General features: G+C 67.4%; 15 protein-coding genes. 11 read left to right on the forward strand and 4 right to left on the reverse strand.

Annotated features, from left to right (window positions below; translation table 11 throughout):
* A partial coding sequence (locus tag ACFVWG_RS15325) for a hypothetical protein (RefSeq protein WP_391543910.1) occupies positions 1-228 on the forward strand: 228 nt, incomplete at its 5' end.
* A gap of 1036 nt (positions 229-1264) precedes the next feature.
* On the opposite strand, the gene ACFVWG_RS15330 is transcribed toward ACFVWG_RS15325, so the two are convergent.
* Entirely contained in the window at positions 1265-2476 is a 1212-nt protein-coding gene (locus tag ACFVWG_RS15330) for a pyrophosphate--fructose-6-phosphate 1-phosphotransferase (RefSeq protein WP_391543911.1), read from the reverse strand.
* Between the two features lie 70 nt (positions 2477-2546).
* Positions 2547-3008: an Lrp/AsnC family transcriptional regulator gene (locus ACFVWG_RS15335; protein WP_391543912.1), complete on the reverse strand. Its 462-nt coding sequence runs from the start codon at positions 3006-3008 to the stop codon at positions 2547-2549.
* Positions 3009-3125: 117 nt separating this feature from the next.
* Between ACFVWG_RS15335 and ACFVWG_RS15340 the strand changes: the two genes are divergently transcribed.
* Both ACFVWG_RS15340 and ACFVWG_RS15345 read left to right on the forward strand, forming a co-directional pair.
* Positions 3126-4100, forward strand: coding sequence for a DMT family transporter (locus ACFVWG_RS15340; protein WP_391543913.1), 975 nt, complete (start codon positions 3126-3128; stop codon positions 4098-4100).
* Entirely contained in the window at positions 4030-4968 is a 939-nt protein-coding gene (locus tag ACFVWG_RS15345; protein ID WP_391543914.1) for an LLM class F420-dependent oxidoreductase, read from the forward strand. The genes ACFVWG_RS15340 and ACFVWG_RS15345 overlap by 71 nt, the downstream gene beginning before the upstream one ends.
* Position 4969: 1 nt before the next feature.
* On the opposite strand, the gene ACFVWG_RS15350 is transcribed toward ACFVWG_RS15345, so the two are convergent.
* Positions 4970-5968, reverse strand: coding sequence for an acetamidase/formamidase family protein (locus tag ACFVWG_RS15350; RefSeq protein WP_391543915.1), 999 nt, complete (start codon positions 5966-5968; stop codon positions 4970-4972).
* 129 nt (positions 5969-6097) lie between these two features.
* Between ACFVWG_RS15350 and ACFVWG_RS15355 the strand changes: the two genes are divergently transcribed.
* The 5 genes from ACFVWG_RS15355 to ACFVWG_RS15375 all read left to right on the forward strand — a co-directional run bounded on the left by ACFVWG_RS15355 (position 6098) and on the right by ACFVWG_RS15375 (position 11147).
* The gene (locus ACFVWG_RS15355) at positions 6098-6790 is read left to right on the forward strand and encodes a response regulator transcription factor (RefSeq protein WP_391543916.1); all 693 of its coding nucleotides are present in this window, start codon (positions 6098-6100) and stop codon (positions 6788-6790) included.
* 95 nt (positions 6791-6885) lie between these two features.
* Positions 6886-8358: a sensor histidine kinase gene (locus ACFVWG_RS15360; protein WP_391543917.1), complete on the forward strand. Its 1473-nt coding sequence runs from the start codon at positions 6886-6888 to the stop codon at positions 8356-8358.
* A 109-nt stretch (positions 8359-8467) separates the two neighbouring features.
* Positions 8468-9847: a trypsin-like peptidase domain-containing protein gene (locus ACFVWG_RS15365; RefSeq protein ID WP_391543918.1), complete on the forward strand. Its 1380-nt coding sequence runs from the start codon at positions 8468-8470 to the stop codon at positions 9845-9847.
* Positions 9848-9933: 86 nt separating this feature from the next.
* Positions 9934-10443: a DUF664 domain-containing protein gene (locus tag ACFVWG_RS15370; protein WP_391543919.1), complete on the forward strand. Its 510-nt coding sequence runs from the start codon at positions 9934-9936 to the stop codon at positions 10441-10443.
* Positions 10444-10448: 5 nt separating this feature from the next.
* Complete coding sequence (locus tag ACFVWG_RS15375; protein WP_391543920.1) at positions 10449-11147, forward strand: pirin family protein; 699 nt, start codon at positions 10449-10451, stop codon at positions 11145-11147.
* On the opposite strand, the gene ACFVWG_RS15380 is transcribed toward ACFVWG_RS15375, so the two are convergent.
* Positions 11144-11473, reverse strand: a complete 330-nt coding sequence (locus ACFVWG_RS15380; protein WP_391543921.1) for an L-rhamnose mutarotase — start codon at positions 11471-11473, stop codon at positions 11144-11146. The two genes, ACFVWG_RS15375 and ACFVWG_RS15380, sit on opposite strands and share 4 nt — an antisense overlap.
* A gap of 106 nt (positions 11474-11579) precedes the next feature.
* On the opposite strand from ACFVWG_RS15380, the gene ACFVWG_RS15385 reads away from it, so the two are divergent.
* The 3 genes from ACFVWG_RS15385 to ACFVWG_RS15395 all read left to right on the forward strand — a co-directional run bounded on the left by ACFVWG_RS15385 (position 11580) and on the right by ACFVWG_RS15395 (position 14339).
* Entirely contained in the window at positions 11580-13490 is a 1911-nt protein-coding gene (locus ACFVWG_RS15385) for a penicillin-binding transpeptidase domain-containing protein (protein ID WP_391543922.1), read from the forward strand.
* A 100-nt stretch (positions 13491-13590) separates the two neighbouring features.
* The gene (locus ACFVWG_RS15390; protein ID WP_391543923.1) at positions 13591-13890 is read left to right on the forward strand and encodes a zf-TFIIB domain-containing protein; all 300 of its coding nucleotides are present in this window, start codon (positions 13591-13593) and stop codon (positions 13888-13890) included.
* An 86-nt stretch (positions 13891-13976) separates the two neighbouring features.
* A complete protein-coding gene (locus ACFVWG_RS15395; RefSeq protein ID WP_391543924.1) occupies positions 13977-14339 on the forward strand; it encodes a hypothetical protein in 363 nt (120 codons plus the stop codon).
* Positions 14340-14350: the final 11 nt, after the last annotated feature.

Consider the following 14350-nt stretch of genomic DNA (forward strand, 5'->3'; position numbering starts at 1 on the left):
CGAGCCGGGTACGACGGTGTGGTTGCTCGCCACTCCGACTGCGGCCGAGCCGGGTACGACGGTGTGGTTGCTCGCCACTCCGACTGCGGCCGAGCCGGGTACGACGGTGTGGTTGCTCGCCACTCCGACTGCGGCCGAGCCGGTACGACGGTGTGGTTGCTCGCCACTCCGTCTGCGGCCGGGGACGTGGGTTTGTGGTTGCTCGCCGCTGCGGCCGATTTACAGTGACGGGTGGCTGAGGCCCGGCGCGGGGCTGAGGGGGATGGATCCGCCGGCGACCACAGTGGCCGTTGCCTGAGCTTCCGGGCTTCGGTTGCGGCCAGTAGCGAGCAGGCCTGAAAAGTGACTCGTTGTGGTGGGTTGCGGCGGCCGCTCCCGCACAGGCTCTCGCCCCCATCCGCCTCTGATGGGTTCACCCATCGGCTTGTGGGTTCTGCACCCGCATGCGAGTCCAAAACCCACCACCTCATGGGTTAACCCATCAGGTGGTGAGGCCCGGGGTGCTGGGGTACTGCCGCGCCCGGCAGCCCTCGCTAATTGGTGGATTTTCGTCACCGAGTCCCCAAAACTCACCAATTGGCGCGCCCAACCCCACGGCTGGGGTCCGGCTGCGCGTTACCGGTGACTTTTTCGGCGCATGGACCCGAAAAGTTCACCGATAACGCGGACCATGCCCGCTGCCGGTCGCCCCGCTCACTGGATGGAACGTTGTGTCCAAATAGCGACCAGAACCGTCTCCTCGGCGCCGATCTTGGACCCCAGCCACAACCCGGAAGCCCAAACAACGGGAACGTGGTCGCCGACGGATCCATCCCCCTCAGCCCCGCGCCGGGCGCCAGCCACCCGCCACTGTAAATCGGCCGCAGCGGCGAGCAACCACAAACCCACCTCCCCGGCCGCAGACGGAATGGCGAGCAACCATCCGCCCCGCACCCGCCACTCGGCGCAGATCTTGGACCCCAGCCACAACCCGGAAGCCCAAACAACGGCCACGCGGTCACCGACCGCACCATCCCCCTCAGCCAGGCACCGGCGCCAGCCACCCGCCACTGTAAATCGGCCGCAGCGGCGAGCAACCCAAGGCCCACGCCCCCGGCCGCAGACGGAATGGCGAGCAACCATTCCCGCCGTACCGGCCCGCCGCAGACGGAATGGCGAGCAACCACCCCGCCGTACCGGCCTAACCGCACCCAGACACACCTTTGTGGAAACTAATTGCCGCGGAGCGACCAGGAGTTTCCACAAAGCGGTGAGTTCGAGCGAGTTACGACTGGCCGATCGTCGCCTTCAGGCTGGTGAACCACTCGACGGTCGGGTCGAACTCTTTGCCGCCGGCGATGCGGGGGAACTCGATGGCGCGCAGTTCGTCGCCGCGTTCCTCGTCGTGGCCGACTACGCCGCTCTCGCCGCGGAGGGCGGCGTCGACGGCGAAGTCGGTGCACTGTTTGATCAGGGCGAGGTCGGCGTCGTTGGCGGCGGCTGAACGGCTGAAGTAGCCGCTCTTCTGGACCATCGTCTTCTCGGCGCCGATCCGCTCCGCGAACTGCTTGGCGAACCAGGCGCCGGGGTTGATCGTGTCCAGCTTGACGTGACCGAAGGGGTCGCGGCCGACCTCTTCGCCGCGGGCTTCCATCTCGGCGACGATCGACGGTACGCCGGCGCCTTCGGACAGGAAGATGGTCACGCAGTCGTTCTCGTCCATCACCTTGCGCAGGCGCTCGGCCTCCGCGTCCAGGTCGACTGTTGCCTCCGGCACGTACACCGCGTGCACGTCCCAGCTCGACTCGTCGAGGCCGATGCCCGGGTTCCACTCCTGCTCGTCGAGCCAGTCGCGGTAGGCCTTCGCGGTCGCCGCGGTGAGCCAGCCACAGTTGCGGCCCATTACTTCGTGGACGATCAGCATCCGCGGGTTCGAGCTGTGCTCGGCGACGACGTTGCGGGCGAACAGCGCGCCCTGCTCGGCCGCGGTCCACGCACCCAGGCTCTGCCGGATCGGGATCACGTCGTTGTCGATCGTCTTCGGCAGGCCGACCACGGTCAGGTCGTAGTCGTGCTCCTGCAGGTACGCCGCCAGGTCCGCGGCGGTCGTGTTGGTGTCGTCGCCACCGATTGTGTGCAGTACGTCGACGCCGTCCGCAACCAGCCGCTCCGCGGCGACCTGCAGCGCGTTCTGTCCGTCCTGGATCAGACCGCGCTTCACCAGGTCCGCGGTGTTGGTCAGCTTCACCCGGCTGTTCCCGATCGGGCTGCCACCGAACTTGTGCAGCAGCGCCGCCTTCTCCCGCACCTCGGGCGTGACGACGACGTGCCGCCCGCTGAGCAGTCCGTGATACCCGTTCAGGTATCCGATGATCTCCACGTCGGGCGCTACTTCCGTGTAGCGCTCGATCAGCCCGCCGACGGCGGACGACAGGCACGGCGCAAGACCACCGGCCGTGAGCAGGGCAACTCTGCGGACAGACTTGTCGGCAGCCATGGGGCAGGTCCTTCCGGAGGTCCTCTGAATGTCACTGAAGTCGGCAACAGCGTAGTGATGCAGACCACCCTCAGCGGTGGTCGGTGCCCATCTGACGGACAAGCGGTACCGACCGGGGCGGGACGGGCGACGAGACGACGAACGAACTGGTCGTCTGACCGTGCACCAGGAACTTGTCGAGTACGCCCTCCAGGCCGGCGATCGTGGGCACCTGCACCCGGATCAGGAAACAGTCCTCCCCAGAGATTCGATGGCACTCGACCACCTCGGGCGTCCGCTCGGCCAGCGCGATGATCCGGGGAATCTGCCCCGGCCCGGGCCGCAGCCGCACCCACGCCGCGACCGGCAGCCCGAACGCCGCCGGATCCACCTCGAGCCGGTACCCGCGGATCACCCCGGACTCCTCCAGCCGCGCGACCCGCTCCCGCACGGTCGGCGCCGACACCCCGAGCCGTCGCGCCAGTTCGGTGGTTCGCAACCGCGGGTCCGCCGACAGTTCGGTCAGCAGGCGCAGATTCAGCTCGTCAATCACCGGTTTCTCAGTTTGAAGGAGGCGTGCGCCTTCTGCGTTCATTTCGGCAACCATCCGGACGTTCTCCAGTTCATATCGCCATGGGAGACGGTGATCGATCTTCCTAGAGTAAACAGAGTGAAGAAGCAGTCAACCATCGCAGCGGCGGTCACTGTGGTCCTCTGGGCCTCGTCGTTCGTCGCCATCCGGCACCTCGGCACCGAGTTCTCGGCCGGCGCCTTGTCCCTGGCCCGGCTGAGCCTCGGCAGCCTCCTGCTCGGCCTCTTCCTCTGGGCCCAGCCAGGAGTACGTCGCTGGCCGGCCAAGCGCGACTGGCCGCAGCTCCTCGCTTGCGGCCTGCTCTGGTTCGGCGTCTACAACGTCGCGCTGAACGAAGCCGAGCGCCGCCTGGACGCCGGTACCGCGGCGATGCTCGTCCACATCGCGCCGCTGCTGATCGCCGTACTGGCCGGTCTCACCCTGGGCGAAGGCTTCCCCCGCCGACTGGTCATCGGCGGCCTGGTCGCCTTCGCCGGCATCGTCGTGATCGGTACGTCGACCTCGTCCGGCCACGCGGAGACGTGGGGCGTGGTCCTCTGCCTCATCGCAGCCATCGCGTACGCCGTCGGTGTCGTCACCCAGAAGCCCTTACTGAGCAGGCTTCCCGCCGCCGAGGTGACCTGGCTCGCCTGCACCGTAGGCGCGGTCGCGTGCCTCCCCTTCACCCCGACGCTGATCGACGAACTGCACACCGCAAGCGCAACCACGATCTGGTGGGTCGTCTACCTGGCGGCCTTCCCGACCGCGCTCGGCTTCACCACCTGGGCGTTCGCCCTCCGCCGCACCACGGCCGGAAAGATGGGCGTCACCGTGTACGCCGTACCTGTGGTCGCCATCGCCCTCGGGTGGATCTTCCTCGGCGAAACCCCCGCCCTCCTCGCCCTGATCGGCGGCGCCCTGTGCCTGACCGGCGTCGCGATCTCCCGTCGTACCCCAAGGAGCATCGATGAAGTTCGGAGTATTCGTTCCGCAAGGATGGCGGATGGACCTGGTCGAGTTCGACGATCCGATCCAGAAGTGGGAGGCGATGACGGCCGTCGCCCGAGCCGCTGACGCCGGCCCGTGGGACTCGATCTGGCTGTTCGACCACTTCCACACGGTTCCCGAGCCGGTCCGCGAGGCAGTGTTCGAGGCCTGGACCACCACGGCCGCGCTGGCCCGCGACACCCAGCGGGTCAAGATCGGCCAGCTGGTCGGCTGTAACGGCTATCGCAACCCGGCGCTGTACGCGAAGATCGCCGCCACCGTGGACGTCGCCAGCCACGGCCGCTTGTACGCCGGGCTCGGCGCCGGCTGGTCGGACCACGAGTGGAAGGCCTACGGCTACCCGTGGACCTCACTCAAGGAGCGGATGGGTTCGTTCGCCGAATCCGTTGAGCTGATCCACCGCCTGTGGACCGAGGACGATGTCGTCTTCCACGGCACCTACCACTCGGTCGACAAGCCGATCGTCGAACCGCGCCGCAAACCACCGCTGTGGATCGGCGGTGGAGGCGAGCGAGTGACGCTCCGCCTGGTAGCCCGGTACGGCGATGCCTGCAACTTCGGCACCGGTCAGGTCGACATCATCAAACACAAGCTGGCGGTCCTGCGAACGCACTGCGATGCGGTCGGCCGCGACTACGACGAGATCGTCAAGTCGACCAGCCTCAACCTGTTCCCGGTCGACGCCGGGGCAGACCCGGTGACCGCCAGCGCGAAGGCTCGCGGGCGCTACACCGTCGACGAGTTCCGGGAAATCGGCGCTGGCGGCGGCTCCGGGGCACCGGCCGACATCGCCACCACCCAGGAGATCCGGATCCGGCTGGAGCAACTGCAGGAGGCGGGCATCGAGTACGTCGTGGTCTACATCCCCGGCGTCGCCTACGACCACGAACCGCTCCAGCGGTTCGCGACGGACGTCGTACCGGCTTTCGCTTGAGTCAGACAGTCGCGGCCAGGTCGCGGAGGTGGGTGTGGATGTTGTTGTAGACCTCGGTTTGCGGGAGCAACCGCTTCGGGACCTTGGTGACGACGCTGTAGTTGGCGTCGACGACATTCGCCAACGGGACCTCGCTGATCTGGCTCAGCAGTTGGTAGGCGTCGAGTTTGTCCAGGCCGTAGAGAGAACCGAGCCAGCCGACCATGTCGACCTGACCAGCCCGCCAAGCATCCTCGAGCGGCCGACTCGACCCGACCACAGCCAGGTAGTCGTCGTTCTCGATCCGCGGCCAGGCCGGCCCAGGCGTCTTCAGCAGTTCAACGATCAGTACGACGTTCATCGCGCCCTCGACCGCCGTACCGCAGGACTCGCCCTCACCTCGGCGGTAGTGACCGTCACCCACCGAGAACAGGGCGCCCTCGACATTCACCCGCAGGAAGCACGTCGCCCCGGCCTTCATCTCCGGCGTATCCATGTTCCCGCCGAACACATCCGGGACCAGCGACGAGCGCACCTCACCCGCAGCCGGCGCCACCCCGACCGTGCCGAGCATGGTGTTGATCGGCAGCGCGAGCTCCAGTTCGCTCCCCTGCGCCTGGAACCCGACCGTTTGCCGCTCGGTGTCCACCTCATAGATCCAGGTCCGCTCGGGCAACGGATCCTGCAGCGTCGCCGTCCGGTCCGTGCTGGTCAGACCACCGAAGAACGGGATCGTCGCCGACGCACCCCAACTGCGCGCCGGTGTGAGCTCGACGAAGTGCAGGACGAGCGTGTCCCCCGGCTCAGCACCCTCGACGTAGAACGGCCCGGTCTGCGGGTTCACGAACGGCATGTTCAGACTCGCGCTGGCCAGATCCGTCGTACTCCGGAGGCGGCCGCAGAACGCGTCCTCGGTCCACAGCCGCATCGCCGTACCGGGTTTGACCCTCCGTAGCGGCGCGGCCCCGCCGAAGGTCCAGGTGAGTTGCTCGTTGTCCGGGGTGAATTCAACGATGTCCACGGTCTGCAATTTACGCGTCCTTCGGCGGTGATCAGCGGGTTCTCAGGCGTTTCTCAAGGGGACCGCCTACTCTCGGTTTCGCGGTGGTCTGTGCTGGACCGCCCACTCGACCTCGAGCGGAGAAGCGGCATGCGGGTACTGGTGGTGGACGACGACCGGGCGGTCCGGGACTCGCTGCGCCGTTCGCTGGAGTTCAACGACTTCGAGGTCGTCACCGCCTCCGACGGCGCCGAGGCGCTGGCCGTGATCGGGAACGTCGACCCGGACGTCGTGGTGATGGACGTGATGATGCCGCGGCTGGACGGTCTGGAGACCACCAAGGCGCTGCGGGCCGCAGGCAACAACGTGCCGATCCTGGTGCTGACCGCGCGCGACGCGGTCGCGGACCGGGTGGACGGCCTGGACGCCGGCGGCGACGACTACCTGACCAAACCCTTCGCGCTCGAGGAACTCCTCGCCCGCCTTCGCGCCCTCCTGCGCCGCAGCAGCACGCCCGGCGAGGGCGGCCCGCGCGGCGAAGTCCTCCAGTACGCCGACCTCGTGGTCGACGTGGACGCGCACGAGGTGCACCGTGGCGACGTACCGATCCAGCTGACCCGCACCGAGTTCTCGCTGCTCGAGCTGCTGATCCGCAACCCACGCCGGGTGCTGGAGCGTGCCGTCATCCTGGACGCGGTCTGGGGCTACGACTTCCCGACCACCGCCAACTCGCTCGAGGTCTACATCGGCTACCTCCGCCGCAAGACCGAAACCAACGACCTGCCCCGACTGATCCACACGGTCCGAGGCATCGGCTACGTACTCCGGGACACCCCACCGTGACCGGTCCCAACGACTTCCCGTCCTACGCCCGCCGCGCACCACAACCCCAGCCCCGGCCGGAAGCACAACCCGTTGCCCAAAGCAACGGGCGGAGAGTGGTCGCCAGCACCCAGAGTTGGTGGCAGGAGAAGCTCCACAAGCTGAGTCTGCACGCGCGGGTGACACTGCTCGCCGCGGTTGCGGTTGGCCTGGCGGTCGCCTTCGTCAGCATCGCGGCCTACGTGTCGGTGCGGCAGCAGATGTACCAGAACCTCGACAAGAGCCTCACCGACCGCGCCAGCCAGGCCGCCAAGCAGCAGATCCTCACGCGGCAGGGCAACCTGGTGAAGTTCGGTCCTGAGGCGCTCGGCCTGAGCGACATCTTGCTCGGGGTGTACACAGCCGACGGACAGCGAGTGGGCAACTCGGACAGCTTGCTTCCTCCCATGCAGGCTCCTGAGTTGGCGGTCGCCCAGAATCAGGACGAGATCACCAAGCGAACTGTGGGCGCCGCGATGGGTACTCACTACCGCGTGGTCGCCGTACCGGCTTTGTACTGCGCCCAGCCGACCGGTCGTGAAGACTGCGACGTCGACACCGACTGGGAGCCGGCCGCGCTGGTGGTAGCCCAGTCCTTGAAGCCGATCGACCGGACACTGCACAACATGGGCATCGTGCTGTGGGCGGTGGGTCTGCTCGGTGTCATCGGTGCGGCCATCGCGGGGAACGCGATCGCCGCGTCCGGCCTGCGCCCGCTGGCGCGGTTGTCGGGTGCTGCCGAGCATGTCGCACGGACGGCCGAACTCAAACCGATCCCGATCGACGGGTCGGACGAGATCTCGCGACTCGCCATGTCGTTCAACTCCATGCTCGCGGCTTTGGCACGCTCACAAGACAGACAGCGACGCCTCATCGGTGACGCGGGGCATGAGCTGAGAACCCCGCTCACCAGCATCCGCACGAACCTCGACCTGCTCGCTCAAGCGGACAAACGCGGCGGGCTGCGCCCGGAAGACCGGCAGCAACTACTGGACGACGTACGGGCTCAGATGGACGAGCTCACCAACCTCATCGGCGACCTGACGGAGCTCGCTCGCGACACCCCGCAGATCCGCAACGCGGAGCTGATCGAGATGTCCAACGTGGTCGAGGACGCGTTGATCAAGGTACGGCGGCGTGCTCCGAACCTGGAGTGGGATGTCAGCATCGAGCCGTTCCCGGTGTGGGGTGATGAGCGGCTGCTCGGCCGTGCCGTGACGAACCTGCTGGACAACGCCGCGAAGTACAGCGTTCCTGAGGATGCACCGACAGACGGTCGGCCGGTCGGCCTGGTGACGGTGCGGCTACAGGACGGCGTACTGACTGTCACTGACTCCGGCCCAGGCATTGCCGACGCTGACCTGCCGCATGTGTTCGAGCGGTTCTACCGGTCCAGTGAGGCGCGTAGCCGGCCCGGCTCCGGGCTGGGACTGGCGATCGTCAAGCATGCGGCCGAGCAGCACGGCGGGATGATCTACGCCCGGAACGCACCGGGCGCCGGAGCGCAGTTCACGCTCTGGCTGCCGCACGCGGCAACCCAGACGCGCTGAGCCTGTCTGGGAGGTTCCTGGCAGCCTTCAGAGGATCTTCACACAGTTCTTCGGTAGCTCTGACGGGATCTTCAGGGCGTTCTCAGGTCCGGCGGCCAAAGTACTCGTCATGACCGACAACCAGCCGCCCGAGCCGCAGAGTGGGGAAGCCCCCTTCGGCTCCAACCCGCCGGAGCGTATGCAGCAGTTGCCGATGTATGGGCAACATCAGCAACAGCATTTCGCGCCGCAGGGTGGACCGCAGCTGGGTCAGCCGGGGCAGCACCCCTCAGGTGGGGGCGCTTACCCGCAGTTCGCAGCGCCGGGGACGCATCAGGGGGCGTCCCCCGGCCCGAACTGGCCCTTCGGTCCGCAGCAGCAGCCGGTGGCTCCCACACCGGCCAAGCCGAAGCGGATGGGCCTGGCGATCGTGGCCGCGACCGCGCTACTGGTCGGGGCGGCCGGTGGCGTGGGCGCCGCTGCGGTGTATTCGGCCACGAACGACACGAACAGTGCGAGCCCGTCCGTGACCGCACCGCTGAACGGCAATCAGGCCGCACCGGCCTCGGCGCCGGACGGCTCGGTGCAGAACGCGGCGGCCAAGGTGATGGGCAGCGTGGTGAAGATCGCGGTCTCCACCCAGCAGGGTGCGGCGACCGGTTCGGGCATCGTGATCAGCAAGGACGGCCTGATCGTCACCAACAACCATGTGGTCGGCGGCGCCGGGCAGGGCGCCAAGATCACCGTGATCCTGAACGACGGCAAGACGGTGCCGGCGACGGTCAAGGGGCTCGACCCGCTGACCGACCTGGCCGTGATCCACGCCGACGCGACCGACCTGACCCCGGCCACCCTCGGTGCCAGCGGCAAACTCGCCGTCGGCCAGGGCGTGGTCGCGATCGGGTCGCCGTTCGGCCTGCAGTCCACCGTGACGAGTGGGATCGTCTCGGCCCTCGACCGCCCGGTCACCTCGGGCGACGAGGAGCAGGACAGTACGACGGTCTTCCCAGCCATCCAGACGGACGCCGCGATCAATCCGGGAAACTCCGGCGGCGCCCTGATCGACCTCGCCGGCCAGGTGGTCGGAATCAACAGCGCGATCAAGACCGCGGGCGGATCGGGACAATCCGCCGGCGGAAACATCGGCCTGGGCTTCGCAATCCCGATCGACCAGGCCAAGCCGATCATCGACGAGCTGGTGGCCAAGGGCAAGGCCACGCATGCGCGGCTCGGAGTAACGGTCGGCGACGCGCAGTCAACCGACGGGCTCACCAGTGGAGCACGCCTCGGCGAGGCCACGCCGGGCGGTGCGGCGAACAAAGCAGGTCTGCAAGCGGGCGATGTGGTGACCGCTGTGGACGGCAAGGCGATTGCGTCAGGGGACGCGTTGGTCGCCGCAGTTCGCTCGCACCGCCCCGGCGACGAGGTCAAGGTGACCTTCACCCGGGCCGGCAAATCCCAGGACGTCACCGCCACCCTCGGCTCCGACGACGGCAAGCCGACCGGCTGACCAACCCCCACGTCAGGACTCCGGCCGCCCACCGAGCGGCCGGAGTCCCTTTTTATGGCATCCACAGTGTGTGGTTGGGTGCTCGGGTGAATCTCTATGAGGCACGGCCGCCGATCGTGGCCGACGAGCGGACCCAACTGATCGGCTGGCTGGACCTGCAAAGGCTGCTGGTACGGCGGAAGCTCGAGGGCCTGCGAGTGGAGGACGAGCACCGGGCTGTGTTCCCGGACTCCCCGCTGATGACGCCGGCCGGGTTGGTGTCGCATCTGCGCTGGATGGAACACCTCTGGTTCGAAGTGGTCTACCTGAACGCTCCCGAGGCGGAGAACCCGGCCTTCCGTAAGGATGTCGAGAACGCCGAGATGCACGTGGACGGCGTACCGCTGGCCCAGTTGCTCGACGAGTTCGATGCCCAGTGGAAGCGGTCGAATGAGATCGTCGCCGGTGCCGAGTCCCTGGACGACCTCGGCCGGCAGACCGACTTCGTCCCGAACCTGCGCTGGATCGTGATCCACATGGTCGAGGAAACCGCCCGCCATGTCGGCCAGCTGGACACCATGCGTGAGCTGCTTGACGGGCAGAAGGGGTATTACTAGTAGTCGTGGAGATTCGGCGGGCGGCTGAGCGGTTCGTGACGTCGGAGGACTGGCTGGAGTCGCGGCACTCGTTCTCGTTCGGCCAGTACTACGACCCGGCCAACGTCGGCTTCGGTTTCCTGGTCGCCCACAACGACGACGTGGTTGCCCCCGGCACCGGCTTCGACACGCACCCCCACCAGGACCTCGAGATCGTCACCTGGGTACTACGAGGCGCCCTGGCCCACCGCGACTCGCTCGGGCGCAGTGGCGTGGTCCATCCGGGCCTGGTCCAGCGAATGACCGCCGGCTCGGGCATCCAGCACTCGGAGTGGAACGACACGGCCGACCCCGTCCACTACGTCCAGATGTGGGTCCGTCCAGACCAGTTCGACCTAACCCCGTCGTACGCGCAAGCCGCCGTAGACCTCAACACAGGTGAGCTGATCCCAGTCACCTCGGGCCTGCCGAAGCACGCGAGCGGTACGGCGATCCCGCTCCACCAGCAGTCCGCCGGCCTCTCAGTAGCCCGCCTGGCTGGTTCACAAAGCGTGGTGCTGCCGGAAGCGCCGTACCTGCACGTCTTCGTTGCTGACGGATCAGCAGACTTGGAAGGCATGGGACAACTCGGTACGGCGGACGCCGCGCGGCTGACCGACTCCGGTCAGCGGCGGCTCACCGCGGGTCCCGGCGGAGCCGAAGTACTGGTCTGGGAGATGTACTAGTCCGTCTGTTCGCTCATGGTCCAGACGTGGCGGAGGGACTGGCCGGCGACGCCTTCGGGGTTCTGGGCGAAGCCTTCGACGAACTGGGCCATGTGTTGCTGCCAGCGCTGGTCGGTGGGGTCCTGGCGGAGCCGGGCGACGGCGGCTTCGTAGTCGTCGCACTCCACCAGGTGGAACAGGTCGCGGCCGCTGCGCCAGATCGACCAGTCGGCGATGCCGGCGGCGCGCATCACCGTGACGAGTTCGGGCCAGACGCGGGCGTGCTCGATCTCGTAGGCCTCTTCGGTACCGGGAAGCAGCCGGCTGTGCAGGGCTAGGCGGGTCACAATCGTGCAGAATACGACAACTCCGCGGCCGGAACCTGCGTCGTACTTGGGTGGGTTGAGTAGTTTCGCCCTCGTGTTTGCCAATCGTCGTGCGAGAGTTGGAACCGTGAAGCGAACCACTGCTGTCGTCTGCCTGAGTAGTCTGCTGATCACCGCTGGTTGTTCCGACAGCAAGTCGGGCGACGGGGGGAAGGCCGATCCGAACGACGAGAAACAGGCCTCCGCGCAGGTCGTCAAGCAGTTCGCGGACGCCTGGGTGAAGGCCTGGGCGCCGGACGGCAAGCCGACCGACGCCGCCGCGCTGACCGACAACCCGACCACGTTCGGCAAGCGGCTGGACGACGTCGACACGGCGATCGTGGCCAGCACGGTGACCGTCGTACCGACCGGTGACGTGAAGTGCGCCGACGACGCGACCTGCACCCAGGACCTCGCGGTCGAGGCGCAGTTGCGCGGGATCGGCGCGATGAAGTGGACCAGTACGGCGACCGCCGTGAAGGTCGGCGACGCCTGGAAGGTCAAGGCGGCCGGCGACACGATCTACCCGGGTCTCGGCGACGGCACGAACTACCTCAAGCGGGTCCGCACGCTCCCGGCCCGCGCCTCGATCCTGGACCGGCACGGCGCGGCGCTGACCGCGAACCGGCCGGTCGTCATCGTGGGCGTCGCCTCCGGCAACGTCGCCACGCCGGCGACATACGCGGCCTTCACCAAGAACCTCGACGTGGACGGCGCGAAGCTGTCCAAGCGGGCGAAGGCGGCTCCGGCCGGTCAGTTCGTCGACGCGATCACGATCCGCGCGGAGCAGTGGGAGAAACTACGGCCGACGATGGGCAAGCTGCCCGGCGTACTGACCATGGGCGGCACGCAGTCGCTCGCGGCCAACCCGACGTTCGCCCGCTCGCTGCTCGGCTCGATGAAGCTGGCGAACGAAGACACGCTGAAGAACGCGGGCCCGACCGCGTCGGCGCAGGACCAGGTCGGCGTGAACGGCCTGCAGTACGCGTTCCAGCAGCAGTTGGCCGGCACGCCCGGTGGCATCGTCAGCCTGCGCGACGGCAAGACCAAGCTGACGATCAAGGAGGTCTTCACCCAGAAGGGTGTCGCCGGGAAGCCGGTGAAGACCACGATCGACACCAAGCTGCAGGGTGCCGCCGAGGCCGCGCTGGCCACCCAGAAGCTGCACGCCTCGCTGGTCGCCGTGCAGGCATCGACCGGCGAGATCCTGGCCGCGGCCAACGGCCCGGACATCACCAGCTACAACCGTGCCTTCCAGGGTCGCTACGCCCCCGGATCGACGTTCAAGACCGTCACCTCGGCCGCCCTGCTCAGCAACGGCCTCACCACGAACAGCTCGCTGCCCTGCACCGACACAATCAACGTGTTCGGCAAGACGTTCAAGAACTACGACGCCCTCGCGGCGTACGGCGCGGGCACCATGCAGAAGGCGTTCAACCAGTCCTGCAACACGGCGTTCATCTCGCAGCACGCACGGCTGCAGAAGGACGGCATGACGAAGGCTGCGGCGATGTTCGGCATCGGCCGTGACCTGCAGCTGTCCATCCCGGCGTACGGCGGCAAGGTTCCGGAGCCGAAGGACGACGTGGAGGAGGCGGCCTCGATGATCGGTCAGGGCACCGTCACCGCCAGCCCGCTCGCGATCGCCCTGGTCGGCGCCACCGTCGCCCACGGCACCGCGATGAAGCCGGTCCTGGTCCCCGGCAAGGACGCAGCCGGTACGGCGGCCTCCCCGCTGCCCGCGAACACCGTCGCCGCCCTCCGCACCTTCATGCGCACCACCGTCACCGGCGGCACCGCCCACGCCCTCGCCCAGAGCGGCACGGTCGGTGCCAAGACCGGTACGGCGGAGGTCGTCACCAACGGCAAGGTCGGCACCAACGGCTGGATGGTCGGCTACCGCGGTGACGTGGCCTTCGCGGTCATCGTCGAAGGCGGCGCGTCCGGCGGCAAGGCAGCCGGCCCGATCGTCAAAGCCTTCCTCTCCAAATTCAAATGAGCCTCGCCCGCTTCAAGTGAGTTGGCGGTGCACGGAGTAAGTTGCTGAGAGTTCGCTGAAAGCGCGGCATTTCGGGGTTTTCGTCACTTAGGGTTGCTCGATGGAGACCCTGACTTGCCCGAAGTGCCGCGGTGCGATGCGGACGTACGAACGTAGTGGGATCACCGTCGACCAGTGCGGCGAGTGCCGTGGGATCTTCCTCGACCGCGGCGAGCTGGAGCGCCTGGTCGACGCCGAGGCGCGGTTCAACGCGCCGCCGCAGGAGAAGCGGTACGAGGAGAAGAAGCGGTACGACGACGACCGCAAGTACGAGGACCAGCGCCGGTACGACGACCGCGGCTACTCCGGTCAGCACCACAAGAAGAAGCAGAAGTCCTTCCTGGAGAACCTGTTCGACTGAGTTCGAAAGGATTTCCTCTCCGCAATCACTGGGCTACGTTCAGTGACGGGTCCCGTCGGGGGGCCTCACCTGTGAGGAGGAACTTTATGCGGAAGCTTGCGATGACGGCTGCTGGAATTGCCGCCGCGGTGGTCGGGACCGGCGCGTTGCTGATGCCGACTGCCAGTGCCACGACGGACGGCGTACTGGCGAACTGCCCCAGCGGCGCTGTCTGTCTGCAAGAACCGAACGGCACCATTCTCAGCAAGAACATCTGGTACAGCTACGGCGCACACAACCTGTCCAACGTCACTGGAATCAAGTACGCGATCAACAACCAGACCGGCGGTGCGGGCTTCACTATCTGCTATGACCGCGACGGCGGCCGTTGCACCGACCCCCTGCGTGCGACCGGCACGTACGGGGCATATGACTACACCCCGATCAACTCGATCGTCCTGGTGCGGTAGTTCGTCGGGCG

The sequence above is a fragment of the Kribbella sp. NPDC058245 genome, assembly GCF_042882005.1.
Lineage (GTDB): Bacteria > Actinomycetota > Actinomycetes > Propionibacteriales > Kribbellaceae > Kribbella.

What these genes read in the sequence shown, in the direction of transcription:
- ACFVWG_RS15330 (WP_391543911.1), bottom strand. Translation starts at nt 2,476, where the DNA reads ATGGCTGCCGACAAGTCTGTCCGCAGAGTTGCCCTGCTCACGGCCGGT.
- ACFVWG_RS15345 (WP_391543914.1), top strand. Translation starts at nt 4,030, where the DNA reads ATGGACCTGGTCGAGTTCGACGATCCGATCCAGAAGTGGGAGGCGATG.
- ACFVWG_RS15355 (WP_391543916.1), top strand. Translation starts at nt 6,098, where the DNA reads ATGCGGGTACTGGTGGTGGACGACGACCGGGCGGTCCGGGACTCGCTG.
- ACFVWG_RS15365 (WP_391543918.1), top strand. Translation starts at nt 8,468, where the DNA reads ATGACCGACAACCAGCCGCCCGAGCCGCAGAGTGGGGAAGCCCCCTTC.
- ACFVWG_RS15390 (WP_391543923.1), top strand. Translation starts at nt 13,591, where the DNA reads ATGGAGACCCTGACTTGCCCGAAGTGCCGCGGTGCGATGCGGACGTAC.
- ACFVWG_RS15395 (WP_391543924.1), top strand. Translation starts at nt 13,977, where the DNA reads ATGCGGAAGCTTGCGATGACGGCTGCTGGAATTGCCGCCGCGGTGGTC.